Source organism: Streptomyces sp. NPDC037273 (genome assembly GCF_055603625.1).
In genome coordinates this window covers 617839-643077 of sequence record NZ_JBVJVO010000001.1, presented here as the reverse complement: position 1 = coordinate 643077, position 25239 = coordinate 617839, and the positions used below count along the sequence as shown (strand labels likewise).

Sequence of the window (25239 nt, the reverse complement as noted above, 5' to 3'; positions counted from 1 at the left end):
TACGGAAGGGCGGACAGCGTGACTCGACCGAGGATTCTGGTGGTGGGCGCGGGATTCGCCGGAGTGGGCTGTGTGCGGAGGCTCGAACGGCGGCTCACGGAGCGGGAGGCGATGATCACGCTCCTGTCGCCGTTCTCGTACCAGCTGTACCTGCCGCTGCTCCCCCAGGTGGCGGCGGGGGTGCTGACCCCGCAGTCGGTCGCGCTGTCGCTGCGGCGCAGCCAGCGGCACCGGACGCGGATCGTGCCCGGTGGCGTGGTGGGGATCGACACGGCGGCGAAGGTCTGCGTGGTGCGCACGATCTCCGGCGAGTACGTGACCGAGCCCTACGACCACCTGGTCCTCGCGCCCGGCAGTGTCACCCGCAGCTTCGACATCCCCGGGCTCGCCGAGCACGCGCGCGGCATGAAGACCCTGGCCGAGGCCGTGTACATCCGCGACCACGTCATCGCCCAGCTCGATCTGGCCGACGCCAGCAACGACGACGAGGAGCGGGCCGCCCGGCTGCGGTTCGTGGTGGTCGGCGGCGGTTACGCGGGTACGGAGACCGCGGCCTGCCTCCAGCTGCTCACGCGCAACGCGGTGAAGCGGTATCCGCGGCTCGACCCGGACCTCATCAAGTGGCATCTGGTCGACATCGCCCCGAAGCTGATGCCGGAACTGGGCGAGAAGCTCGGCGCCGCCGCCATGGACATCCTCACCAAGCGCGGCATCGAGGTCTCCCTCGGCGTCTCGGTGGCCTCGGTCGACGAGGAGACGGTGACGCTCACCGACGGGCGCGTGCTGCCCAGCCGGACCCTGATCTGGACGGCCGGCGTCGCCGCCAGTCCGCTGATCGGCACCCTGGGCGCGGAGACCCTTCGCGGGCGGCTCGTCGTCTCCGCCGAGATGGCCGTGCCGGGGCTCGACGACGTGTGGGCGCTCGGCGACGCGGCCGCCGTGCCCGACCTCGCCAAGGGCGAGGAGGGCGCGATCTGTCCGCCGACGGCGCAGCACGCGATGCGGCAGGGCAAGGCGGTCGCCGACAACCTGGTCGCCACCCTGCGCGGTGAGCCCACCCACCCGTACATCCACAAGGACCTGGGTCTTGTGGTCGATCTCGGTGGCATGGACGGCGTCTCGAAGCCGCTCGGTGTCGAGCTGCACGGCATGCCCGCCCAGGCGGTGGCCCGCGCCTACCACTGGGCGGCGCTGCGGACCAACGTCGCCAAGACCCGGGTGATGACGAACTGGCTGCTCAACGCCGCCGCCGGCGACGACTACGTACGGACCGGGTTCCTCGCCTCGAAGTCGGGGACGCTGCGGGACTTCGAGTACACCGACGCCTATCTGACACCGGAGCAGGTCCGCGGTCACACGGCCTCGTTCCGCGGGGCGGTGGGGGCGGGCGGGAACTGACGGGCTCGCGCGCGGGGTCGCCGTCAGCGCGCGAGCTCGGGGGCCGGGCCCATGACCACGACGGGCTCGCTCGCCGGGTCGAGGGCGCGGAGGAGTTCGCGCAGGGCGTCCATCTCCAGGGCGACGCAGGCCTGGGTGGGCCCGCCGTGGTCGACGTGGATCCAGACCCCGCCGCCCTTGTCGGCGCCGAGCGGGCGTTCCTTGTCGAGCGGGGTCCTGCCCGGGACCCGGTTGTAGTCGATGGCGATGACGTGGTCGAAGGAGCCTTCCAGCGGCTCGCCGGAGAAGCCCGTGCCGCTGATCGCGAACTCCTCGTCCTGGTCGTACGGGATGCGGGCGCCGGGGTCGGGCAGCCGGCCGCCCGCGTCGCCGAGCCGGAACACGCCGATCGGGGTGCGCAGGTCGCCCGCGATGTGGTCGGACGTCCAGCCCTGGAGCGCGTTGTGCGCGGGCCAGGGCCCGGCGGCCTCGGTCCAGCGGCCGGACGGGTCCCGCGCGTACAGCGTGGCGACGGCCGTGTTGGCGTCCGGGCCTGCGCCGGTGACGACGAGTGCCTGGGAGGTGCCGTCCGGGACGAAGGCGTGGGTGGCGGGGCCGATGCCGGGGATGCGGGGCGGGGCGACCGGCGCGGACGCGAGGCTGTTGGCGGCGGTGTCCGGCGGGGCCGCCTCGGGGCGGGAGTCACCGGCGGCGGGCGCGCTCGCCGGCGCCCGGGCGGCGCCGGTGGCGGGGGGCGTGGTGCTCGCGCAGCCGGTGAGCAGCAGGGCCGCGCACAGTGTGCCGGCGCTCAGCAGCGCGGGGGCGCCCTTGCGTACGGACATGGGTCGGCAACCTCCTGGCGGGGGGCAATGCAGCGATCCGTACCCCTTCGGCGGTCCGGCGTCGCGCCGGGCCCGCGCCCTCACCCGTACGGCCGCGTCCGTAGGGGCTCCGCGGACGGCTCCGCCGACACCAGGCCACTTTCCTCGAATTGGCCCCCGCGCACGCCTCAGTGGCCTGATTACCCTGGCTCCATGCATCCCACGCTCGCCGCCGACCTCGACCGGCTTCCCGAACTCCTCCAGTACGCCCGCGACTTCGCGACCCGTGAGCTCTCCGGGATCGGGGAGCGGCCGGCCGCCACCGCTGCGAGGGCGCCGGAACCCGAGGGGCTCCCGGCGGAAGGCGTCGGGGCGCGGGGGGCGGTCGAGCGGTTCGCGGAGCGCTGGGAGGCCGGGTTCTCCGGTTCGGCGGGGCCGCGCTACCTGGGCTTCGTGACCGGCGGCACCACGCCCGCCGCGCTCGCCGGCGACTGGCTCACCGGCACGTACGACCAGAACGGTTCGAGCGGCGGCGGTTCGACCACCAAGGCCTTGGAACTGGAGACGGTCGGGTGGCTGCGTGAGCTCTTCGCGCTGGGCGAGGAGCACAAGGGCGCGTTCGTCAGCGGGGCCACGATGTCCAACACGGTGGGCCTCGCCGTGGCCCGGGAGTGGCTGGGCGAGCGGCGGGGCGTGTCGGTGTCGCGGGAGGGGGTGGGCGCGCTCGGGCCGGTGCACGTGCTGTCCGGGAGCCCGCACTCCAGCGTCACGAAGGCGCTGTCGGTCCTGGGAGTCGGCAGGGACCGGCTGCGGAAGGTGCCGCTGCTCGGCGGGGCGCGGGAGGCCGTGGACGTGGCGCGGCTGGCCGAGGCGCTGGAGGCGCTCGACGGGGAGCCCGCCGTGGTGGTGGCCAACGCGGGGACGGTGAACACGGTCGACTTCGACGATCTGCGGGCGATCGCCGCGCTGAAGGAGCGGTACGACTTCTGGCTGCACGTGGACGCGGCGTTCGGCGCTTTCGCCGCCCTCTCCCCCGCGCACGCCTCGCTCGTCGAGGGGCTCGACGCGGCCGACTCGATCTGCGTGGACCTGCACAAGTGGCTGAACGTCCCGTACGACGCCGCCGTCCAGTTCACCCGCCGGCAGGACCTCCAGGTGCGGGTCTTCCACAACGAGTCGCCGTACCTCGGCCTCCCCACCGGCACCCCCGACTTCCTGCACCTCACGCCGGAGAACTCCCGGCGGCTGCGCGCCCTGGCGACCTGGTTCTCGCTGACGGCGTACGGGCGCGAGGGCCACGCCGAGATCGTGGAGCGCTGCGCCGCGCTGGCCCGGCGGCTCGGGGAGGGCGTCGCCGCGGTCCCCGGTCTCCGGCTCCTCGCGCCGGTGCACCTGAACGTCGTCTGCTTCACCCTCGCCGAGGATCCGACGGCGGAACGCCTCGCCGCCCTGGCCGGGGCGGTCGCCGATTCCGGCGAGGCCTTCCTGACGCCCACGGTCCTGCACGGGACGCCCGCGCTGCGCGCCGCCTTCAGCAACTGGCGTACGACAGAGGCGGACACGGACCGGGTGCGGGACGCGCTCGCGCGGGCGGTGGCGGGGCTCCCGGCCGCGAAGGGCGCGTGACGGCCCCTGAATGCGCTTGACCCGCCCGGCGGGCGGGCGGTTTGCTGCCGGGATGAGTGATCTTCGTATCGAGCGGGCGCGGACGGCGGAGCAGCTCGCCGACTGGCGGGCCGTCCACAACACGATCATCCCGACGGCGGTCCTCTCCGCCGAGGAGGTGCGGGAGCGGGCGGGCCGGAACCGGCTGGAGGTCGCCTATCTCGGGGACGTGGCGGTGGGCTGCTCGACGGTGCGCCCGCCCGACGGGGAGACCCCGGCGGCGACGGTCATCGCCCGGACGCTGCCCGGGTTCCGGGGCCGCGGGTTCGGGACGGCGCTGTACGAGCGGGGGCTCGCGCACGCGCGGACGCTGAGCGAGGAGGGCGTCGAGACGGTGGTCCTGGCCTCGAACGAGGAGGGGCTGCGGTTCGCCCTGGCGCGCGGGTTCGTGGAGGTGGAGCGGTACGTCCTGCCGGGCGACACGATCGCCTTCGTCACGCTGAGACTGGCCTGAGCGGCCGGCCGGAAGCCCTTCCCGGCCAAGAGAACTGACGAATCGTCAGATCGTGGCGTCGCGGGTCTGGGAACCTTCGGGGCCCGGCGCTACCCTCCGCGCATGATTCGGACGGTGGTGTGGGGTACCGGAAATGTCGGGCGCGCGGCCATTCGCGCTGTGGACGCCCATCCAGGACTCGAACTCGCGGCCGTGCTGGTGTCCGATCCGGCCAAGGTCGGCCGTGACGCGGGCCGGCTCGCGGGGCTCGGGCACGATCTCGGGGTGGCGGCGAGCGACGACGTCGCCGCGGTGCTCGGCGGGCGGCCGGGGGCGGTGGTGTACGCCGCCTCCGGCGACACGCGGCCCGACGGGGCGCTCGCCGATGTGGCGCGGGCGGTGGCGGCGGGCGCCGTGGTGGTGACGCCCGCGCTCTATCCGCTCTACGACCAGCGCAACGCGCCGCCGGAGTTCCGGGACCCGGTGCTCGCGGCGGTCGCCGAGGGCGGTGGTTCGCTGTTCGTGTCCGGTGTGGACCCGGGTTGGGGCAACGACGTGCTGCCGCTGCTCGTGAGCGGGCTCGTCGCCACGGTGGACGTGATCCGCTGCCAGGAGATCTTCGACTACTCGACGTACGAGCAGGAGGAGTCCGTCCGCGAGCTGGTCGGCATGGGCAAGCCCCTGGACTACGACCCGCCGATGCTGTGGCCCTCGGTGCCCACGATGATCTGGGGCGGTCAGATACGGCTCATGGCCCGCGCGCTCGGTGCCGAGGTGGACGAGATCCGCGAGACGATGGAGCGGCGTCCGCTGGAGTCCACGGTGAAGACGCGGACGATGGGCGTCTTCGAGGCGGGGACGCAGGGCGCGATCCGCTTCGAGGTGCAGGGGATCGTCGGCGGGGAGCCGCGCATCGTCATCGAGCACGTCACCCGCATCCACCCCTCCTGCGCGCCGGACTGGCCGGTGCCGCCGGACGGCGCGGGCGCCCACCGGGTGATCGTCGAGGGCAGCCCGCGGATCGAGGTGACGGTCGCCGCCACCGACGAGGGCGAGAACCGCTCGGCGGGCGGCAACGCCACGGCGGTCGGCCGGCTCGTCGGCGCGATCGACTGGCTGGTGGCGGCGGAACCGGGACTGTACGACGCGCTGGACGTGCCGCTGCGGCCGGCGGTCGGGAAGCTGGGAAGGAGACCACGATGATCATCGACATTCCCGAGGGCCAGGAGCCGATCGGGTACGTGTGGGGCGACATGGTCCCGGAGATCGGGACGGCCGCGGCGAACTTCTCGCTGTCGGTGTACGCCCATACGACGCTGGGGCTGCGCGAGTTCGAGGCGGCGCGGCTGCGGATCGCGCAGATCAACGGCTGCGGGTTCTGTCTGGACTGGCGGACCGACCGCGACGGCGTCAAGGTCGAGGAGGGCTTCGACGAGCTCGTCGCGGCCTGGCGCACGACGGAGGTCTCGGAGCTCTTCGACGAACGCACCCGCCTCGCCGCTGAGTACGCCGAGCGGTACGCCCTCGACCACCACGGCCTGGACGAGGAGTTCTGGGAGCGGATGACGGCCCGCTACAGCCAGGCGGAGATCGTGGAGCTGACCATGAGCCTGGGCTCGTGGCTGGCGTTCGGGCGGCTCAACCGGGTGCTCGGGCTCGACGAGGTGTGCGTCCTGCCCACGGGCTGACGGCCGGCACGCGCGCGCGTGAAGGGGCCGGCCGGTTCGAGAACCGGCCGGCCCCTTCACGTGCCCGCCGCGTCAGAAGTCCTCGGCGATGATGCGTTCGATGTTGCGCTCGGCGAGGGCGGTGATGGTGACGAAGGGGTTGACGCTCGTGTTGCCCGGGATGAGGGAGCCGTCGATGACGTAGAGCCCCTGGTAGCCGTGGAGGCGGCCGTGGTTGTCGGTGGCCCGGTCGAGGACGGCGCCGCCGAGCGGGTGGTAGGTGAGGTGGTCGCCCCAGATCTTGTAGGCGCCGAAGAGGTCGGTCCGGTAGATCGTCCCCTCCTTGCTGTTGATCTTGTCGAAGATGGACTTGGCCATGTCGATGGACGTCTGCTTCCAGGCCCGGTCCCAGCTGAGGTCGACCCGGCCGGTGCTCGGGTTCCAGGAGAACTCGGCGCGGCGGGGGGTGCGGGTGATGGAGAGGTAGAAGGAGGCGTAGGTCTCGATGCCGGTGGGCAGCGGGGCGACCTCGGCGAAGGCGCCGCCGGCGTCCCAGTTGTCGATGCCCGCGGTGGGCATGGAGGACTGGAGCTTTCCGGTGGGGTCCCACATGTGGTTGGCGCGGCCGCACATGACGTTGCCGTTGTCGCCCCAGCCCTTGCCGATGTGCTCGTTGAGCGAGCCCAGGGCGCCGGTCGCCTTGAGGCGGGTGAGCAGCTTGCTGGTGCCGACGCTGCCGGCGGCGAAGAAGACCCGGTCGGCGCGGACCGTCTTGGTCACGAGCGTGGCGCCGGTGGTGTCGATCTGCTCGATGACGACGGTGTAGCCGCCGGCGGCGGCCGGGCTGACCGAGGTCACCCGGTGCAGCGGCGAGACGTTCACGCGGCCGGTGGCGGCGGCCTGGGCGAGATAGGTCTTCTGGAGGCTCTTCTTGCCGACGTTGTTGCCGTAGATGACCTCGCCCGCCAGGGCCGACTTCTGGACGCCTCCGGCGGCCTCCTGCTTCATGTAGTCCCAGTCGTAGACGTTGGGCACGAAGACGAAGGGGAACCCGGAGCGCTGGGCGTGCTTGCGGCCGACCCGGGCGTACTGGTAGCAGTCCGCGTTCTCCCACCAGTTGACGTCGACCGAGGTGACGCCCAGGCCCGCGTTGGCGCGCGGGTAGTACGTGGAGTACATCTCGGCCGGGTCGACGGTGGGCAGGATCGCCGGGAAGCGCTCCCGCAGCGGCGTGACGGCCATGCCGCCGTTCACGAGGGACCCGCCGCCGACGCCCCTCCCCTGGTAGACGGTGATGCCGGCGAAGTCCTCCGCGTCGAGGATGCCGGTGTGGAGGGGCACGTCCTTGTCGAGCGGGAAGCCGAGGAACTGGCTCAGCGGCTGCTTCGTGCGGGTCCGCAGCCAGAACGACCGGTAGTCCGGCGTGGTGGTGTTGGCGAAGATCTTCCCGTCGGGGCCCGGCGTGTCCCAGGCCATCCCCATCTCGATCATGTGCACGTCGACTCCGGCCCTGGCGAGCCGCAGCGCCGCCACGGACCCTCCGTAGCCGGTGCCGACGACCAGCGCCCGCACGTGCGAGCCGTCGGTGATGGGGGTGCAGTTCAGGCCGGGCACCTCGGCGCGGGCGGGGGCGGTGACCGTACCGGCGAGGGCGGCCGCGCCGAGAACAGAACCTGTTCCCGTGAGAAAACGGCGGCGGCTGACTCCGTGATTTACCCGGGCGGACAAGGGGTGTTCACTCATGTGATCTTCCTCACTCGCGAGTGAATGGGAACACGTTCTACGACCGCCCGCCGAGGAAGTCACGAGAAACTGCCGAGTAACTTCTGTCCTAAGAGGCCCCCTTGATCGCCTCTGCTACGTACGCGGCATGCGCCCGCGCCTCGGGCAGCAGCTCCGCCCACTCCCCGTACTCCCCCGCCAGGTACTGGTCCCGGGCCACGGACAGCACCTCCCGGTGCTCCTCCGGCAGCTCGCCCAGCAGCCACGCCGCCGCCGCGTCCTTCGAGAGGATCCGGCCGGTGCGCAGGGTGGTGAGGACGCGGGCCAGGGTGAGCAGCACGTTGCGGGTGTCGCCGTCGAGGTCGGCGAGCAGTTCGGGTACGCCCGCGACGATCGCGGCCCGCAGATCGGCTTCCGGCACCGGATCGAACACCTCGGAGGGGCGGGGGCCGTGGAGCGAGACGTCTCCGGCGCGGGCCATGGTGAGGAGCGGGGCGAGGTCGGGGCAGGGCGCGGGGGCGGGGGTGAGGCCGCGCTCGTAGTCGTCGCGGAGCCATTCCCCGTAGAGGTACTCGCAGACCGGCGGGTAGCGCCAGGGGCGCACGTCGGCGTGGACGACCAGGCTCAGTTCGACGGGCCGGGCGGGTCCTTCGTGGGCGCGCTCGCCCGAGACGGCGAGCAGGGCGTCGGTGAGGGTGCGGCGTTCGGCCTCGGTGGTGGGCCGGGTGAGGGCGACGAGGACGTCCACGTCGCTGGTGGGGCGCAGGCCGCCGAGGACGGCCGAGCCGTGCGGGCAGGCGGCGAGGACGGCGTCCTCGCCGAGCGTCTCGCGGACGATCCGCACGACCCTGCGGGCGGATGCGTGGGAGGCGTTCTCGCGGGCGCGGCCTTCGTCGGCGTGGCTGGGCATGCGACGGCTCCTGGGGGGTGACGGGCGCGGGGCCCGTCACCGTACCGGAGCGGCGGTGGTGCGGGCGGTCAGGCCAGGGAGGGGCCCGGGGCGCCGGTGAGGCGTTCGGGGGTGAGGAGTTCGGCGAGGCGGTGGGCCGGGATGAGGCCCTTCTCCAGGGTGAGTTCGACGACGCCGCGGCCGGTGGCGAGGGCTTCCTGGGCGATGGCCGTGGCGGCGGTGTAGCCGAGGTGGGGGTTGAGGGCGGTGGCGAGGCCGATGGAGTTCTCGACGGCGGTCCTGAGCGCCTCGGCGTTGGCGGTGATGCCGGTGACGCAGCGCTCGGCGAGGGTCAGGCAGGCGGCGCGCAGCGAGAGGATGCTCTTGGACAGGGCGTGGAAGATGACCGGTTCGAAGGCGTTGAGCTGGAGCTGCCCGGCCTCGGCGGCCATGGTGATGGTGATGTCGTTGCCGATCACCTCGAAGGCGACCTGGTTGACGACCTCGGGGATCACCGGGTTGACCTTGCCGGGCATGATGCTGGAACCGGCCTGTACCGGCGGCAGGTTGATCTCGCCGAGGCCCGCGCGCGGGCCGGAGGACAGCAGCCTCAGGTCGTTGCATGTCTTGGAGAGCTTGACCGCGATGCGCTTGAGGACGCCGGAGAGCTGGACGAAGGCGCCGCAGTCCTGGGTGGCCTCGATGAGGTTCGCGGAGGTCACGAGCGGCAGCCCGGTCAGTTCGGCGAGCCGGCGGCGGGCGGTCTCGGCGTAGCCGGGGGCGGCGTTGAGCCCGGTGCCGATGGCGGTGGCGCCGAGGTTGATCTCGTGGATCAGCTCGATCGCCTCGGCGAGCCGGCCCCGGTCCTCCTCCAGCATCACGGCGTACGTGGAGAACTCCTGGCCCAGCGTCATGGGCACCGCGTCCTGCAGCTGGGTCCGGCCCATCTTGACGACCTCGCGGAACTCCAGCGCCTTCTCGGCGAAGGCGTCCTGGAGGACGGCCATGGCCTTGAGGAGCTCGCGGGCCGCGCCGATCGCGGCGATGCGGATGGCGGTCGGGTAGACGTCGTTGGTGGACTGGCCGAGGTTGACGTCCTCGTTGGGGTGCAGGTGCGCGTAGTCGCCCTTGGCGTGGCCGAGGAGTTCGAGGGCGCGGTTGGCGACGACCTCGTTGGCGTTCATGTTGGTCGAGGTGCCGGCCCCGCCCTGCACGACGTCCACGACGAACTGGTCGTGGAGGTGCCCCGTACGGATCTCCCGGCACGCGCCCGCGATGGCGTCCGCCTTGTCGGCGGGCAGCAGCCCCAGCTCCTCGTTGGCGCGGGCCGCGGCCTCCTTGACGGCGGCCAGCGCCTCGATCAGCAGCGGGTAGACGGAGATCGGCGTGCCGGTGATCGCGAAGTTCTCGGTGGCGCGCAGGGTGTGCACACCCCAGTAGGCGTCGGCGGGCACGTCCCGGTCGCCGAGCAGGTCGTGCTCGCTGCGGACGGGCGCGGAGGCGTGCGGAGCCGGTGCGGGAACCATGAGTGCTGTCCTTCGGGGCAGGGGTGGGCGCCGGGTCGCGGGCGGGCAGGAGGGTGCGCCGCCCGCGAACCGGGGTTCCGGGGGGTGAGTCAGGCGCGGCCGGCGACGGCCGTGGCCGGGCGGGAGCCGTGGGTGGCGAGGGCGGGCTCGGCGCGGACCGGGCCTTCGAGGAGGCGGCGCAGGACGGCGGTGGTGCGGGCGGGATCACCGGCGGCGCCGTCGGCCAGGAGGGTGGCGAGGAGGGCGATACGGGCCTGGGCCGGGCGGAGCGTGCCGGTGAGCAGGGCGCCGGCGGCGACGAGGTCGACCGCGCCGCCGCCGGTGTAGAGCTCGGCGAGCGGTCCGGCGGGGACGCGGGTGCTGACGGCGACGAGGACGCCCTGGGACACCGCGTCGGCGACGGCGGCGGTGATCTCGGGGGTGGCGTTGCCCGCGCCGGTCGCTTCGAGGACGATGCCGCGGGCGCCGGCGGCGATTGCCGCGTCGAAGAGGAGCGTGTCGCCGTCGGAGTGGTGGCTGATGATGTCGACGCGCGGCAGCGGGGTGGCGTCGGGGCCGGTGGCGCCCGGTATCGCGGTCCGCGCGGCGGCGGGCAGCGGCAGCGGGGCGGGGCGCTCGGGCTGCCGCTCGATGTCGACGCGGGAGAAGCCGACGCGGCCGAGGCGCTCGGCGGACGGGTCGGAGAAGGCGTCGGCGGCCAGGGTCTGGGTCTTCACGGTGCCGCGGGCCGCGTGGACGCGGCCGTCGAAGACGACGAGGACGCCGAGGTCGCGGACGGTGGCGGCGACCTGGAGCGCGTCGTAGAGGTTGCCGGGGCCGTCGCCGTCGCCGGTGCCGAAGGGGCGCTGGGCGCCGGTGAGGACGACCGGGCGGGCGTCGGCGTGGTGGAGGTCCAGGAAGAAGGCCGTCTCTTCCAGGGTGTCGGTGCCGTGGGTGATCACGATGCCGTCGACGCCGGGGTCGGCGAAGGTCTCGTGGACGGTCCGCAGGACGGCGAGCTGGTGGGCGCTGGTCATGCGCGAGCTGTTCACGTTGAAGAGGTCGACGACCTCGACGGTGACGCCCTCGGGCAGGGGCGCGGTGGCGAGCACGTCGTCGCCGGAGGCGTCGGCCGCGTACCCGGTGCCCTGCCAGCGGCTGGCGATCGTGCCGCCGGTGCTGATGACGACGATCCGGCGCTCTCCCCCGTCGTTCGTCCGCTTCATGCCTGCCGCCCTCGCTCCGTACCGATATGCCTTGCTGCGGCAACGATAGGCCAGGGGGTGCGCAAGACGATTGCGAAATCACCCGCACCAACGTTTCAGCGTGATAGATAATTGCGCCATGGACCGAATCGATCTCCACATCTTGCGTGAGCTCCAGAACGACGGCCGGCTGAGCAACCAGGAGCTGGCCCAGCGGGTCGGCCTCAGCGCCTCCCCCTGCCTGCGCCGGGTGCGCCAGCTGGAGCAGGACGGGGTGATCCAGGGCTACCGGGCGATCATCGACCCGGAGGCGGTGGGCCGGGGCTTCGAGGTGCTCGTCTCGGTGGAGGTGCGACGGGACCGGGAGACGGTGGAGGCCTTCGAGGAGGCGCTCCAGGACGTCCCGGACGTCATCGAGGCGTACCGCCTGTTCGGCAGCCCCGGCTGCCTGCTGCGGATCGCGGTGGCGGACCTCGCCGCCTACGAGCGGCTGTGGATCGAGCGGCTGACGACGCTGGCCGGGGTCACCGAGGTCAACTCGCAGATCATCATGAAGCGGATCAAGGAACCGAAGGGGATGCCGGTGGACGTCAGGGGCGTCTGACCGCTCCTGGGACGGTTCCGTTGCGCAGGATGCCGGAACGTCACGCAACAGCCTCCTCCCCGTTACATGACAGGTACCTGTCTTGTGCCACGCTCCCGGCTGACACGAAGTCAACACGCGTAGAACGCGGAACCCTTGAGCCGGGGCCGCGGACCGGCGCGTGACGCACCCGGGAAAGGGCACCCCCCATGTCCGCTGCACAGACAGGCCGCTGGAAGAGCTGGGCGGCCTCGATAGCCGCCGTCCTCGTCACCCTCACCCTGCCGACCGTGGCCGCGTCCCCCGCGAGCGCCACGACCACGGCGTACGACAGCACGTACTACAAGAACGCGGTCGGCAAGACGGGCACGAGCCTCAAGTCCTCGCTGCACACCATCATCAGCAGCCAGACGAAGATCTCGTACGACGCGGTCTGGAACGCGCTGAAGGTCACCGACCAGGACCCCGGCAACACCAACAACGTCATCCTGCTCTACAGCGGCGTCTCGCGCAGCAAGTCGCTCAACGGCGGCGACGTCGGCGACTGGAACCGCGAGCACGTCTGGGCGCAGTCCCACGGCAACTTCGGCACCGGCGCCGGACCCGGCACGGACCTCCACCACCTGCGCGCCTGCGACGTCCAGGTCAACAGCACCCGGGGCAACAAGGACTGGGACCTCGGCGGGACCGCGGTCAGCGGCGCCACCGGCAGCTACACCGACTCCAACTCCTTCGAGCCGCGCAACGCCGACAAGGGCGACGTGGCCCGCATGATCCTCTACATGGCCGTCCGGTACGAGGGCGACGACGCCTTCGCCGACCTGGAGCCGAACGAGTCGACCACCAACGGCAGCGTCCCCTTCCACGGCCGCCTCTCGATCCTGAAGCAGTGGAACGAGCAGGACCCGCCGAGCGCCTTCGAGGAGCGCCGCAACGACATCATCTTCAACACCTACCAGGGCAACCGGAACCCGTTCATCGACCACCCGGAGTGGGTCGAGGCGATCTGGTAGACCCCGCACGAAGGCCCGGGCGCCCCGAGGGGCGTCCGGGCCGACCCTCACGCCTCACCGGTCCCGCCGTCTTCAAACGCGAAGCGCGGGATTTTCTCATGTTGTTGAGAGTCCGTACGCATGACCCCGGAGGCGTTATCCATCCGTGATAAACGGGCATTTTGCCCGAGAATCACACGCTACGCCGTGCGTTCAGAGGTCCATTTCAGCCGGCGGGCCCCTCGGCGCACCTATCACGCGAGCAGTGCGCGAACAAGCCCTTCACCCCAGGAAGTTCCGGCAGCCGCTCGGTAACTTCGGCGCACATGACCACTGCCCCTCTGACCTCACCGGTCGACGGCGTCTCCGTCGGCCCGGCCCGCGTCGCGGACGGCGCCGACCTCTGGCGGATCGCCCGCGGCTCGGGGGAACTCGACCTCAACTCGCCCTACAGCTACCTGCTGTGGTGCCGCGACTTCGCCGACACCACCGCCGTCGCCCGTGACGACTCCGGGCGCCCGGTCGGCTTCGTCACCGGATACCTGCGCCCCGACGCGCCCGGCACCCTCTTCGTCTGGCAGGTCGCCGTGGAGGGTTCGCACCGCGGAACCGGGGTAGCCGGGACCCTGCTCGACTCCCTGTCCGACCGGGTGGCGGCCGAGCGGGGACTCCACCGGATCGAGGCGACCGTCACGCCGGGGAACCTGGCGTCCGACCGGCTCTTCCGGTCCTACGCGCGCCGGCACGGGGCGGACCTGACCCAGGAGGTCCTCTTCCCCGCCGCCGCCTTCCCGACCTCAGGACACGAGTCCGAGGTGCTCTACCGCATCGGCCCGCTCGGCTCCCCCACGCCCTGAACCGGCCCGCCCACCCACCCGCACCACCTCTGGAGAAGACACTCCGTGACCCTCACCGACATCGCCCCCTCCGTCTTCGAGACCCTCGAATCGGAGGTCCGCAGCTACTGCCGCGCCTGGCCGGTCGTCTTCGAGCGCGCCACAGGCAGCAGGCTGTACGACGAGCAGGGACGGTCGTACCTCGACTTCTTCGCCGGCGCGGGCTCACTGAACTACGGGCACAACGCCCCGGTGCTCAAGCGCGCCCTGCTCGACTACCTCGCCGCCGACGGCGTCACCCACGGCCTCGACATGTCGACGACGGCCAAACGCGCCTTCCTGGAGACCTTCCGCTCGGTGGTCCTCGAACCCCGCGCCCTGCCCTACAAGGTGATGTTCCCCGGCCCCACCGGCACCAACGCCGTCGAGGCGGCCCTGAAACTCGCCCGCAAGGTCACCGGACGCGAGACGGTCGTCTCCTTCACGAACGCCTTCCACGGCATGTCGCTCGGCTCGCTCGCCGTCACCGGCAACGCCGCCAAACGCGCCGGGGCGGGCGTACCCCTGCCGCACGCCACCCGGATGCCCTTCGACCACTACCTCGGTGGCCGGGTCCCGGACTTCCTCTGGTTCGAGCGGCTCCTCGACGACCCCGGTTCCGGCCTCGACCGCCCCGCGGCCGTGATCGTCGAGACCGTCCAGGGCGAGGGCGGCGTCAACGTCGCCCGCGCCGAGTGGCTGCGCGCGCTCTCGGAACTCTGCCGCCGGCACGACATGCTCCTCATCGTCGACGACGTCCAGATGGGCTGCGGACGCACCGGCGACTTCTTCTCCTTCGAGGCCGCGGGCATCACGCCGGACATCGTCACCCTCTCCAAGTCCATCAGCGGCTACGGCCTCCCGCTGGCCCTCTGCCTGTTCCGCCCGGAGCTCGACGTCTGGGAGCCGGGCGAGCACAACGGCACCTTCCGCGGCAACAACCCCGCCTTCGTCACCGCCACCGCCGCCCTCGACGCGTACTGGCGCGACGACACCCTGCGCGACCGCACCCTCGGCCGCGCCGCCCGCGTGGAGGCCGCCCTGTTCGACCTCTGCGGCGGCGACCGGCGGGCCGGCCTCACCGTCCGCGGCCGAGGCCTGGTCTGGGGCCTGGAGTTCGCCGACGGCGAGCGCGCCGAAGCCGTGTGCCGGCGCGCCTTCGAACTCGGGCTGCTCCTGGAGACCTCCGGGCCGCGCGGCGAGGTCGTCAAACTCCTGCCGCCGCTGACCGCCACCGACGACGAACTCGACGAGGGCCTCGGCATCCTGGCCCGCTCCGTACGCCACACCGCGGACCGCCGCGCCGCCTGAGCACCCGCCGCGCACCCGCCAACGGAAAGGCACCACCCATGATCGTCCGTTCCTTCGACGAGCTGGAGAACACCGAGCGGCATGTCAGGGCCGCTTCCGGGACCTGGGAGAGCAAGCGGATCGTCCTCGCGCGCGAGCGGGTCGGCTTCTCCCTCCACGAGACCGTCCTGTACGCCGGGACCGAGACGTCCATGTGGTACGCGCACCACGTGGAGGCCGTCGTCTGCACCGCGGGCGAGGCCGAACTCACCGACCACGAGACGGGCCTGACGTACACGATCCTGCCCGGGACGATGTACCTGCTCGACCGGCACGAACGCCACACCCTCAAGGTCAAGCGGGACTTCCGCTGCCTGTGCGTCTTCAACCCGCCGGTCACCGGCCGCGAGGACCACGACGCGAACGGCGTCTACCCGCTGCTCACCGAACCCGGCCCGGCCTGATCCCCCCTCCCGCACCGAACCCGCACCCCGTCCGTACGCGCAAGGAAGGCACCGTCACCCCATGACCTCCGCCCCCGCCCGCCCCGTCGACCTCTACCCCACCCGCGGCGCCGAGGAGGTGCTCATCGGCCGCAAGGACCCCGTGGTGTGGTCCGAGCCCGGCACGCCCGGACCGTTCTGGGCCCGTGAGCTCGCCGAGTACGACCGCGACGGGTTCGTCACGGTGGACGAGCTCGTCACCCCCGCCGAGGTCGACGAGCTGAGGGCCGAGCTGGACCGGCTCGTCGCCGACCCCGCCGTACGGACCGACGAGCGGGCGGTCGTCGAGCCCCGCTCCCAGGAGATCCGCTCCGTCTTCGAGGTCCACCGGATCAGCGAGGTCTTCGCCCGGCTCGCGGCGGACCCGCGGATCGCGGGCCGCGCCCGCCAGATCCTGGGCTCCGAGGTGTATGTCCACCAGTCGCGGATCAACGTCAAGCCCGGCTTCGGCGCGAGCGGCTTCTACTGGCACTCCGACTTCGAGACCTGGCACGCCGAGGACGGCCTGCCGCAGATGCGGACGGTCTCGGTGTCGATCGCGCTCACCGCCAACCACACGACCAACGGCAGCCTGATGATCATGCCGGGCTCGCACCGCACGTTCCTCGGCTGCGCGGGCGAGACGCCCCGGGACAACTACAAGCAGTCGCTGCGGATGCAGGACGCCGGGACGCCGTCCCACGAGGCGCTGACGACCTTCGCGGACGCCTGCGGGATCCGCCACTTCACGGGACCCGCGGGCTCCGCCACCTGGTTCGACTGCAACGCCCTGCACGGGTCGGGCGACAACATCACCCCGTACCCGCGCAGCAATGTGTTCCTCGTCTTCAACAGCGTCGAGAACCTGCCGGAGCTGCCGTTCGCGGCCCCGGTCCGCCGTCCCTCGTTCATCGCGGCCCGCCCGGAGGACCGGTCGTGACGGAGGCGGCCGCCGCCGCGCGGTGACGCTCCGCCCAGGCGTCGAGGGCCGCGCGGCAGGCGTGGTCGAGGTGGTGGACCCCGGCGAGGTCCAGCTCGACGGGGCGGTCGCCCGGCAGGTCTTCGAGGGTGTCCAGGATCTTCGGCAGACGCAGGAAGTTCGCGTTGCCGAAGAGCCGCACCCGCACCGGCCCTTCGCCGTCGTCGGTGTGCTCGACCCGGACGTGCGAGGCGTCCCAGGCCGCCTTGGCGACGGAGAGGACGAGACCGGTCAGGACCCCTTGGAGCATGTCGAGGGTGACGATGGCGACGGCCGTCACGACGAGGACGAGCGCCTCGCCGCGGTGGCCGCGCCACAGCGCCACCACTCCCCTGAACGGGATCAGCTTCCAGCCGGCGTGGACGAGGATGCCGGCGAGCGCCGCGAGCGGCACGTGCGTGAGGGTGCCGGGGAGCAGGGCGGCGAACAGGAGCAGCCAGACCCCGTGCAGGACGCGGGAGGCCTTGGTCCTGGCACCGGCCTGGACGTTGGCCGAGCTGCGGACGATCACGGCGGTCATGGGCAGCGCCCCGAGCAGACCGCAGACGGTGTTGCCGAGGCCCTGGGCGACCAGTTCCCGGTCGTAGTCGGTGCGCGGTCCGTCGTGCAGCCGGTCCACCGCCGCCGCGCCGAACAGCGACTCGGCGGAGGCGATCAGGGCGAAAGCGAGGACCGTTCCGAGGAGGGCGACATCGGCGAGGGCGGCGAAGGCGTCCGGTCCTGGCAGCCGGACCGCGTCCAGCACCCCGCTCACCCGCACGGTGGCCACCGGCAGGTCGAGCAAGGCGGTCGCCAGGGCCGTGAGCACGACCGCGACGAGCGCGCCCGGCACCGCCCGCACCCGTTTCGGGGCGTGCCGCCACCCCACGATCACGACGACGGTGGCGGCCGCGACGGCGAGCGGCGCCAGGGTGGTCGCGGCGCCGGTCAGCCCCCGCCAGAGGGCGGCGGGCAGTCCGAAGAGCCGGGCGAGGCCGGAGGCCGGGGCGCTGAGGCCGACGGCCGCGTACAGCTGGCCGGCCACGATGACGAGGCCGATGCCGGCGAGCATGCCCTCGACGACCGAGACGGAGATGGCCCGGAACCAGCGGCCCCACTTCAGCAGGCCGACCATGACCTGGAGCAGCCCGGCGAGCAGCACGGCCACGCCCAGGGCGGGCAGTCCGAAGCTGCGGACCGCCTCGAAGACCAGCACGGTGAGCCCCGCGGCGGGACCGGACACCTGGAGGCTGCTGCCCCGCATCAGGCCGGTGACGACCCCGCCGACGATGCCGGTGACCAGGCCGAGTTCGGCGGGGACGCCCGAGGCGACGGCCACCCCGATGCAGAGCGGAAGGGCCACGAGGAAGACGACGAGGGACGCGGCGAAGTCCTGCCGGAGATGAGGCAAGGAGGACGGCATGGGGTTCTCTCCCCTCAAGGCGCCGACCCGCGTTCGCGCGTCGGCACCCAAGGGGATACGCCCTCGGGGGCGCCGGACGTGGACGATCCGGGGCAACACCGGGGTTTCCGGCCGGAACCGTCCGCAAGCTGACCCGATCACCTACGGGAACGGCGCCCGGGAGCGCGATGATCAGGGGCGCACCGGCCGCAAGCGCCCGCTCACCCGCGCCGCGGAGGGCGTACGGCGCTCATATGGGGCGCGGGCCCGGCTCACCACCAGTAGGCGGGATACCTCGGTGCCCGGCGGCGGATCCGGGACGCGCAGTACGCGGTCAGGACCAGCAGGATCGTGGACCCGAAGAGCAGCGGGACGAAACGGGCCGGCGCGGGCGACTGGAGCACGATGACGACGGAGGTCGCGCAGGCCGGGGAGTGCGGGGTCCTGGCCAGGGTGGTCAGCGCGAGGGTCACCCCAGCGGCGACGGCCGCCGCCCACGCGCTGTGCCCGGCGGCCGCCGCCACCGCGTAGCCGGCCGCGGCCCCGAGCAGATGGCCCACGACCACACTGCGCGGCTGGGCCAGGGGCAGCGCGGGTGCGCAATGGACCAGGGCCGCGCTGGCCGCCAGCGGCGGTATCAGGACCGGCTCGTGGATCAGGGCTCCGATGGCGACGAGCCCGAGCAGCGCGGCCGTCGCGGCGCTCACGCTGTGGAACGCCGCCACGGGCGCCGGGCGGGCCGGTGCCCGTCCGGCCATCCTCGCTCGGCGGGAGCCCCCGGAGCCGGCGGAACGCGCGTCGGGGCGCAGGGCGGTGTCGGTACTCATGTGATGCGGCGTTTCCGGGCGGGCGGCCGTGGGCCGGGACGACGGGTGGCAGGGTGGTCTTGCGGGACCCTGTGGTCGACAGTCGGCCCGGTTGCGCGTCCGAACCTGGTGCGTCGGCGCGACCTCGCACCACTCTAACCAGGGCTTATGCGGCGGGGCGGGCGGGGGGTGGGACGCGAAGCCCCCGGCGGCGCGCCGGTCTGTGGAAGGGTGGTCCGATGACCCAGGACTCCTTCGCCCTCGTCGCCGGCGCCGCGGACTCCCCCGTCCTCCTCCACGTACCGCACTCCTCGCCCGTGGTGCCTCCGGACGTGCGCGCGGACATCGTCCTCGACGACGAGGAACTCGCCCTCGAACTGGCCCACATCACCGACTCCCACACCGAGGCGATCGCCGCCGTCGCGGCCGGGGCGGCCGGCACGACCCCCTGGCGGTTCGTCAACCGGCTGTCCCGACTGGTCGTCGACCCGGAGCGCTTCCCCGACGAGCGCGAGGAGATGCTCTCGGTGGGCATGGGCGCGGTGTACACCCGCACCACGCACCGCGCCGGGCTGCGGCCCGCCGGTTTCGACCCCGAGCCGCTGATCGACCGGTACTTCACCCCGTACGCCGAAGCCATGACGGAGGCCGTGGCGGGGCGGCTCCGGGAGACCGGCAGGGCGGTGATCGTGGACGTCCACTCGTACCCGACGAAGCCGCTGCCGTACGAGCTCCACGGCGCCGGGCCCCGCCCGCCGGTCTGCCTCGGCACGGACGCGTTCCACACGCCGCCCGCGCTGCTCGACGCGGCGCGGCGGGCCTTCGGCGGCTTCGGCGGTGTCGAGACGGACACGCCCTTCGCCGGGACGTACGTGCCGCTGCGGTACTACGGCCGCGATCCGCGGGTCACGGCGCTGATGGTCGAGATCCGCCGCGATCTCTACATGGACGAGCCGGGCGGGGCGGCGGGCCAGGGCGTCGAGGCCCTCGGCGCGGCGCTGGCGGCGCTGGTCGACGCGGTGGCCGCCGGGTAGCGGACGCGCCCGGCGCCCCTTCGGGCAGCGCGGTCTGCCCGAAGGGCTGCACCCGGGGCCCTTCCGCCGCTCCCGGGACTCCGGTGGAGTCGGATGCGTCCCGCATCCGACGAAAGGCACTCGATGAGGCACGACCAGGCGCCCGAAACGGCGTCCGCCGCCGGCCGGCCGGAGCGGCGGAGGTCTCCGGCCCCGGCTCCCCTCGGGGCGGAGCGGCCCGATCTCGCCGGGATACAGCGGCTGGCGGGGAACGCCGCCGTGGTGCAGCTGCTCAAGAATTCCGGGCACGCCTGGGCCCAGGAGGAGCACCGGCACGGAGCCGGCTGCGGGCACGCCGACGCCGAGCGGCCGGCCGTGCAGCGCTCCGCCGTCCACGAGGTCCTGCGCTCCGGCGGACGCGCGCTGGACGAGGCGACCCGTACCGACATGGAGGCCCGTCTCGGCGCGGACTTCTCCGACGTCCGCATCCACGACGACTCCGCGGCCCGGGCCTCCGCCGCCGAGGTCGGCGCCCGCGCGTACACCTCCGGCAGCCATGTCGTCATCGGTGACGGCGGCGGCGACAAGCACACCCTGGCCCACGAGCTCACCCATGTCGTCCAGCAGCGCCAGGGCCCCGTCGCCGGCTCCGACAACGGCGCCGGCCTCAAGGTCTCCGATCCCTCCGACCGCTTCGAGCGCGAGGCGGAGGCCAACGCCCGCCGCGTCATGAGCGCGCCTCCCGGCGAGGCACCCCTCCAGCGGGCCGCCTCCGGACAGTCCGGCGGGGATGTCTCGGTCCAGCGGGTGCCGGGCGACAAGAAGGGCGGGAAGAAGAATCCTGGCGAAGGGTCGTCGAAGCCGGCGAAGGGCGGGAAGGGCGGGAAGGTCCAGGGAGACCACGTCTTCAACTCCCTCGACTCCGCCGCCGATGACATCGTCACGGAGCTCAACAACGCGCTGACGACGTACTCCGACACCCTCGACACCGCCACGCGCAATGCCATCGGGGCGTCCGCCGCCCTGCGGGCGCAATGGACCGCGCTCCGGACCGCGCAACGGGCGGCCATGACGGCCCTGGAAACGGCGGCGAGGGCCGCCCACGAGTACGGTCACCCGAAGAAGGGCTCCCCGTTCAGCTCCTACATCGCCACCCTGCCGGAGGACTCCACGGTCGGCGAGGACGCCAACTCCACCACGTACAGCGACTTCAGCCGCAGTCTCGGCACTCTGGCGACCACCTGTGCCGCACAGTCCTGGTCGGTCCCCCAGGAGATGGTGACCGCCTCGGAGGCGACCGCGTGGCCGGCCTATCTGGCCGCGCGGATCTACGACGCGGACGCGGCGAAGAAGGTACGTGACAACCGGCTCACCGCGCCGGCCGACCGGCGGAACTTCGACACCTGGCGCGCGGAGGCCCAGCGCCGCTACCTCGCGCTCTTCGCCGCCATCGTCGCCGCCCTGAACGCCACGCGCGACGCCATCCAGTTCCTTCGCGCCCAGAACGCGGCCCAGCAGCCCGCCCCCCAGCAGCCCGACGACCAGCAGGGCGAAGGCCCCGCCCCGGGCGGCGACGCCTAACCGGTCGCCCGAGCGAAACAGCGTAAAATATGGCAGATGAGCACACTCAGGTACGAGCTGGTGTTCTCCGATGCCACCGGGGCGGCCCGGGACGTCGTGGTCGTGGAGCGTACGGACTCCACGGGGTCCGGGGGCCACCCCGTCTACGCCGACGCGACCGGCATCATCCGCGCGGAGATCAGCGACCGCGACGAGGTCCGCATCCTCGCCTCCGGCGGACACCAGGAGTTCGTCCAAGGGGTGGTGGCTCGCCCCCTGCCCGAGACCGGTCCGGGCGATTCCGCGGGTTCGGCCGCCTGAGGGACCTTCGGCGCGGCACTCGGTCGTTCCGCCCGACGGGGCGGGACAGTGGACGGGATTCTCGGCCGGACCGACCCGGGGCCCTCTCGACGCCGGCCACCGCGCGTGGCCGGTCGTCCGGCCACCCACTCGTCCGCAGGGGAACGCATCGATGACCGACACCGGCACGTCCTACCGTGATCTCCGCGCCCTGGTGATCAACTGCACCCTCAAGCGGTCGCCGGAGCGGAGCCACACGCAGGGGCTGATCGACATCAGCACCGGGATCATGGAGCGCCAGGGCGTGCGGGTCGACGTGATCAGGGCGGTGGACATCGACATCGCGACCGGTGTCTGGCCGGACATGACGGAGCACGGCTGGGAGACGGACGAGTGGCCGGTCATCTACTCGCAGGTGATGGCCGCCGACATCCTGACCCTGGCGGGACCCGTCTGGCTGGGTGACAACTCCTCGGTCATGAAGAGGGTGATCGAGCGTCTCTACGCCTGCTCGTCGATCCTCAACGAGCGCGGCCAGTACGCCTACTACGGCCGCGTCGGCGGCTGTCTGATCACCGGCAACGAGGACGGCGCCAAGCACTGCGCGATGAACGTCCTCTACAGCCTGCAGCACCTCGGATACGTCCTTCCGCCGCAGGCGGACGCGGGCTGGGTCGGCCCGGCCGGACCCGGCCCCTCCTACCTCGACGAGGGCTCGGGCGGGCCGGAGAACGACTTCACCAACCGCAACACCACCTTCATGACCTGGAACCAGCTCCACCTGGCGAGGATGCTCAAGGACGCCGGCGGCATCCCGGCCTACGGAAACCAGCGCTCCGAGTGGGACGCGGGCTGCCGCTTCGACTTCGAGAACCCCGAGCACCGCTGAGCCGGTCATCGGCGTCGGGAACCTGCCAGACGTCGGCGCCCGTCGCTGCTGGACTGGAGGTCGCACGCTCCGTGCGGTGACCACCTCAGGACGGGATTCATGTCCACAGCAACCATCTCTTCGGTCCGATCCCCGGCATCGCCGGACCGCTCGCCTTTCGTCTCCTGGCTGGCCGTCGTTTCGGTGATGCTGGGGATCTTCTCCATCGTCACGACCGAGATCCTTCCGATCGGCCTGCTCACGTCGATCGGATCGAGTCTGGCGATCTCGGACGGAATGGCCGGTCTCATGATGACCATGCCGGGATTCCTCGCCGCGGTCTCGGCCCCCGTGGTCACGGTGGCCACAGGACGTGTCGACCGGCGGGTCATGCTGGGCGTGTTCATCCTTCTCCTGGCGCTGGCCAACTTCCTTGCCGCCGCGGCGTCGAGCTACTGGCTGGTCCTGATCTCCCGCGTGATGGTGGGCGTCACCATCGGCGGCTTCTGGTCCATCGGGGCCGGGCTCGCCGGTCAGCTGGTTCCCGCGAAGTCCGTGGGCCGCGCGACCTCGGTGATCTTCTCCGCCGTACCGCTCGGCTCCGTGGTCGGAGTACCGCTGGGCACATTGATCGGCGACATGGCGGGCTGGCGGACGGCGTTCCTCGTCATGGGCGTCTTCGCCCTTGCCGTCCTCGTGCTGCTCCTCGCGGTCGTCCCACCCCTGCCCGCCGACCGGGCGACGCGACTCGATGTCCTGGGCGGCACGCTCCGACGCGTCGACACCCGCTTCGCCCTGGTCGCGACCTTCTTCGTCGTGCTCGCCCACTTCGGCGCGTACACGTACGTCACCCCCTTCCTGGAGCGGGTGACCCACGTCGGTTCCGGTCTCATCACGGTCTACCTGCTCGTCTACGGTGCGGCCGGCATCGCCGGCAACTTCCTCGGCGGATCCGCGGTGGGGCGCCGCCCGCGGTCCACCTTCGCCGCGGCGGCGGCCCTGATCGCCGCCGCGACCCTGCTCCTGCCGGTCCTGGGACGGTCGGACGCGGGCGCGGTGGCGCTGCTGGTCGTCTGGGGCGTCGCCTACGGCGCCGTCCCCGTCTGCTCGCAGACGTGGTTCTCCAAGGCCGCCCCCGAGTCCCCGGAGGCGTCCTCCGTCCTCTTCACCGCCTCCTTCCAGGCCACCATCTCCCTCGGGGCCCTGGTGGGAGGAGCCGTCCTCGACCGTTCCTCGCCCTCCACGGTGATGGTGCTGGGCGGACTGGCGGCCGTCCTGGTGATTCCCGTGGTCTGGGTCCACTGGACGGGGAGGTTCGCGGGGCGTCAGGCGAGGTCGCAGTGGCGGCCCACTCCGGTGGAGAAGAGGTAGACCGGGGGCAGGAAGGCGGCGGCGCAGACGGTCCAGAGGGCCGTGTGGGCGCCGACCCAGGTGGCGAGGAGTCCGGCGGTGAGCGCGCCGAGCGGCAGGGCGCCCCAGGAGACGAAGCGGACCGTGGCCATCACGCGGGACAGCAGCTCCGGGGGCGACTGGGTCTGCCGGTAGGTGCGGGTGGTGATGGAGCCGATGACGGTGCCGAAGGCGAAGCCGGCGTTGCCCAGGGCGAACCAGTACGCGTCACCCGCCGACGTGGTCAGCGGGGCGAGCAGCAGCAGCGCACCGCCGGCCAGGTCGGCCGCGATGATGCCCCACGCGGTGCCGAGGCGGGTGGTCACCCGGACCGCGACGGCGGCGCCGGCGAGCGCGCCGACCCCGTCCATGGCGAGGACGAGACCGAGCTGTACGGAGTCGAGGCCGGCCTCGCGGACCAGGTAGAGGGGGGTGAGGGCGACGAGGGCCGCGTTGAGGAAGTTGGCGGCGCTCGCCCAGATCATGCAAGGCCGCATGACGGGGTGCCTGGTGACGTACCGCCAGCCCTCGCGCATCAGCCGGAGCGCGCTCTCGCCGGTGCGGGGCCCGGGGCGGCTCTCGGGGAGGGTGCGCAGGAGCGCGGCGGAGGCCAGGTAGCTGGCGGCGTCGACGACGAGGGCGCCGACGGGGCCGGTCGCGCCGATCAGGACGCCGCCGAGGGAGGGGCCGCCGGTGTCGGTGACGGCATGCGTGCCGGACATGACGCTGTTGCGGGCGGCGAGCTGCTGGGCCGGGACGACGGCGGGCAGGAAGGTCGAGTTGCCGATGTCGAACAGCACCGTCGCCGCGCCGGTGACGAGCGCCGCGAAGAGCAGGTGCGGGTACGTGAGGGTGCCGAGCCACCAGGCGAGCGGCAGCGATCCGAGCGCGGCGAACCGTACGAGGTCGAGGGTGACCTGGAGCCGGCGCAGCGGTACGCGCTGCGCCACGACGCCCGCCGGGAGGCTGAGCAGCAGCCAGGAGACCTGTCCGGCGGCGGCGAGCAGGGCGACCTCGAAGGCGGTGGCGTCGAGGACGGTGAGGGCGACGAGGGGCAGGGCGAGGGCGGTGACGGCGCTGCCCGCGCCGCTGACGGTGGCGGCGGCCCAGTAGCGCCAGAAGACGCCGGGCGGCGAGGTCTCCCGCTCGTCGTCGTGTCGGTCGTGCTCCGGGATCGTTCGTGTCCCGCCCATACGGCGCCCACCCCCTGGGTCTCGTTAGTCTCCTTTGGGAACTCACTCGTTCCGGGTGAGTTTCTATCGGGAACTGACCTCATGGCGCAAGATGGTCCCGACGAGCGGCCGCCGTGCGCGGAGGAGTGGAGACGCTGTGATGAGGTCGGTGCCCGAGCGGGACGGGGGGGGGGGGGGGGGGGGGGGGGGGGGGGGGGGGGGGGGGGGGGGGGGGGGGGTGGTGGGCTTGGGTGGGGAGGTGGGG

Annotated in this window: 24 protein-coding genes; 16 read left to right on the top strand and 8 right to left on the bottom strand. The window is 72.6% G+C overall.

Annotation, left to right across the window (positions count from 1 at the left end):
- Positions 1-18: 18 nt before the first annotated feature.
- Positions 19-1398, top strand: coding sequence for an NAD(P)/FAD-dependent oxidoreductase (locus ACZ7G1_RS02810; protein ID WP_470882050.1), 1380 nt, complete (start codon positions 19-21; stop codon positions 1396-1398).
- 23 nt (positions 1399-1421) lie between these two features.
- Here the strand turns inward: ACZ7G1_RS02810 and ACZ7G1_RS02805 are convergent, their stop codons facing one another.
- Positions 1422-2219: a hypothetical protein gene (locus ACZ7G1_RS02805; protein ID WP_470882048.1), complete on the bottom strand. Its 798-nt coding sequence runs from the start codon at positions 2217-2219 to the stop codon at positions 1422-1424.
- A gap of 192 nt (positions 2220-2411) precedes the next feature.
- Here ACZ7G1_RS02805 and ACZ7G1_RS02800 point away from each other — a divergent pair, with 192 nt between their 5' ends.
- The 4 genes from ACZ7G1_RS02800 to ACZ7G1_RS02785 all read left to right on the top strand — a co-directional run bounded on the left by ACZ7G1_RS02800 (position 2412) and on the right by ACZ7G1_RS02785 (position 5984).
- On the top strand, positions 2412-3824 hold the full coding sequence (locus ACZ7G1_RS02800; RefSeq protein WP_470882046.1) for a pyridoxal phosphate-dependent decarboxylase family protein: 1413 nt from the start codon (positions 2412-2414) through the stop codon (positions 3822-3824).
- 52 nt (positions 3825-3876) lie between these two features.
- Entirely contained in the window at positions 3877-4317 is a 441-nt protein-coding gene (locus tag ACZ7G1_RS02795; protein WP_470882045.1) for a GNAT family N-acetyltransferase, read from the top strand.
- A 102-nt stretch (positions 4318-4419) separates the two neighbouring features.
- Positions 4420-5499, top strand: a complete 1080-nt coding sequence (locus ACZ7G1_RS02790) for an NAD(P)H-dependent amine dehydrogenase family protein (RefSeq protein WP_470882044.1) — start codon at positions 4420-4422, stop codon at positions 5497-5499.
- A complete protein-coding gene (locus ACZ7G1_RS02785; RefSeq protein WP_470882043.1) occupies positions 5496-5984 on the top strand; it encodes a carboxymuconolactone decarboxylase family protein in 489 nt (162 codons plus the stop codon). Before ACZ7G1_RS02790 ends, ACZ7G1_RS02785 begins: the two co-directional genes overlap by 4 nt.
- Before the next feature lie 72 nt (positions 5985-6056).
- Here ACZ7G1_RS02785 and ACZ7G1_RS02780 read toward each other — a convergent pair whose 3' ends face one another.
- The 4 genes from ACZ7G1_RS02780 to ACZ7G1_RS02765 all read right to left on the bottom strand — a co-directional run bounded on the left by ACZ7G1_RS02780 (position 6057) and on the right by ACZ7G1_RS02765 (position 11305).
- The gene (locus ACZ7G1_RS02780; RefSeq protein WP_470882042.1) at positions 6057-7706 is read right to left on the bottom strand and encodes a GMC oxidoreductase; all 1650 of its coding nucleotides are present in this window, start codon (positions 7704-7706) and stop codon (positions 6057-6059) included.
- Positions 7707-7794: 88 nt separating this feature from the next.
- Positions 7795-8595 carry an aminoglycoside adenylyltransferase family protein gene (locus ACZ7G1_RS02775; protein ID WP_470882040.1) on the bottom strand — a complete coding sequence of 267 codons (801 nt, stop codon included), beginning with the start codon at positions 8593-8595 and terminating at the stop codon, positions 7795-7797.
- A gap of 68 nt (positions 8596-8663) precedes the next feature.
- Positions 8664-10100, bottom strand: coding sequence for an aspartate ammonia-lyase (locus ACZ7G1_RS02770; RefSeq protein WP_470882038.1), 1437 nt, complete (start codon positions 10098-10100; stop codon positions 8664-8666).
- A gap of 89 nt (positions 10101-10189) precedes the next feature.
- Positions 10190-11305 (bottom strand): asparaginase, encoded by a 1116-nt coding sequence (locus ACZ7G1_RS02765; RefSeq protein ID WP_470882037.1) that lies wholly within the window; start codon positions 11303-11305, stop codon positions 10190-10192.
- Positions 11306-11423: 118 nt separating this feature from the next.
- On the opposite strand from ACZ7G1_RS02765, the gene ACZ7G1_RS02760 reads away from it, so the two are divergent.
- The 6 genes from ACZ7G1_RS02760 to thpD all read left to right on the top strand — a co-directional run bounded on the left by ACZ7G1_RS02760 (position 11424) and on the right by thpD (position 16446).
- The gene (locus ACZ7G1_RS02760; RefSeq protein ID WP_033211184.1) at positions 11424-11888 is read left to right on the top strand and encodes an Lrp/AsnC family transcriptional regulator; all 465 of its coding nucleotides are present in this window, start codon (positions 11424-11426) and stop codon (positions 11886-11888) included.
- A 188-nt stretch (positions 11889-12076) separates the two neighbouring features.
- Entirely contained in the window at positions 12077-12880 is an 804-nt protein-coding gene (locus ACZ7G1_RS02755) for an endonuclease I family protein (RefSeq protein WP_470882035.1), read from the top strand.
- Between the two features lie 305 nt (positions 12881-13185).
- A complete protein-coding gene (ectA, locus tag ACZ7G1_RS02750) occupies positions 13186-13716 on the top strand; it encodes a diaminobutyrate acetyltransferase (RefSeq protein ID WP_470882033.1) in 531 nt (176 codons plus the stop codon).
- Between the two features lie 45 nt (positions 13717-13761).
- Positions 13762-15045, top strand: coding sequence for a diaminobutyrate--2-oxoglutarate transaminase (gene ectB / locus ACZ7G1_RS02745; protein ID WP_470882031.1), 1284 nt, complete (start codon positions 13762-13764; stop codon positions 15043-15045).
- 38 nt (positions 15046-15083) lie between these two features.
- Positions 15084-15488, top strand: a complete 405-nt coding sequence (locus tag ACZ7G1_RS02740; protein WP_470882029.1) for an ectoine synthase — start codon at positions 15084-15086, stop codon at positions 15486-15488.
- A gap of 61 nt (positions 15489-15549) precedes the next feature.
- Complete coding sequence (thpD, locus tag ACZ7G1_RS02735) at positions 15550-16446, top strand: ectoine hydroxylase (protein ID WP_470882027.1); 897 nt, start codon at positions 15550-15552, stop codon at positions 16444-16446.
- Here the strand turns inward: thpD and ACZ7G1_RS02730 are convergent.
- Both ACZ7G1_RS02730 and ACZ7G1_RS02725 read right to left on the bottom strand, forming a co-directional pair.
- Positions 16415-17887 (bottom strand): SulP family inorganic anion transporter, encoded by a 1473-nt coding sequence (locus ACZ7G1_RS02730; RefSeq protein ID WP_470882025.1) that lies wholly within the window; start codon positions 17885-17887, stop codon positions 16415-16417. The genes thpD and ACZ7G1_RS02730 overlap by 32 nt on opposite strands.
- Before the next feature lie 251 nt (positions 17888-18138).
- Positions 18139-18693 (bottom strand): HPP family protein, encoded by a 555-nt coding sequence (locus tag ACZ7G1_RS02725; RefSeq protein WP_470882024.1) that lies wholly within the window; start codon positions 18691-18693, stop codon positions 18139-18141.
- 218 nt (positions 18694-18911) lie between these two features.
- On the opposite strand from ACZ7G1_RS02725, the gene ACZ7G1_RS02720 reads away from it, so the two are divergent.
- The 5 genes from ACZ7G1_RS02720 to ACZ7G1_RS02700 all read left to right on the top strand — a co-directional run bounded on the left by ACZ7G1_RS02720 (position 18912) and on the right by ACZ7G1_RS02700 (position 23784).
- The gene (locus tag ACZ7G1_RS02720; RefSeq protein ID WP_470882022.1) at positions 18912-19706 is read left to right on the top strand and encodes an N-formylglutamate amidohydrolase; all 795 of its coding nucleotides are present in this window, start codon (positions 18912-18914) and stop codon (positions 19704-19706) included.
- 123 nt (positions 19707-19829) lie between these two features.
- Positions 19830-21266 carry an eCIS core domain-containing protein gene (locus ACZ7G1_RS02715; RefSeq protein ID WP_470882021.1) on the top strand — a complete coding sequence of 479 codons (1437 nt, stop codon included), beginning with the start codon at positions 19830-19832 and terminating at the stop codon, positions 21264-21266.
- A 36-nt stretch (positions 21267-21302) separates the two neighbouring features.
- Entirely contained in the window at positions 21303-21566 is a 264-nt protein-coding gene (locus ACZ7G1_RS02710; RefSeq protein ID WP_470882020.1) for a DUF6296 family protein, read from the top strand.
- A gap of 151 nt (positions 21567-21717) precedes the next feature.
- On the top strand, positions 21718-22434 hold the full coding sequence (locus ACZ7G1_RS02705) for a flavodoxin family protein (RefSeq protein WP_470882019.1): 717 nt from the start codon (positions 21718-21720) through the stop codon (positions 22432-22434).
- 99 nt (positions 22435-22533) lie between these two features.
- A complete protein-coding gene (locus ACZ7G1_RS02700) occupies positions 22534-23784 on the top strand; it encodes an MFS transporter (protein WP_470882018.1) in 1251 nt (416 codons plus the stop codon).
- On the opposite strand, the gene ACZ7G1_RS02695 is transcribed toward ACZ7G1_RS02700, so the two are convergent.
- The gene (locus ACZ7G1_RS02695) at positions 23739-24995 is read right to left on the bottom strand and encodes an MFS transporter (RefSeq protein ID WP_470882017.1); all 1257 of its coding nucleotides are present in this window, start codon (positions 24993-24995) and stop codon (positions 23739-23741) included. The two genes, ACZ7G1_RS02700 and ACZ7G1_RS02695, sit on opposite strands and share 46 nt — an antisense overlap.
- Positions 24996-25239: the final 244 nt, after the last annotated feature.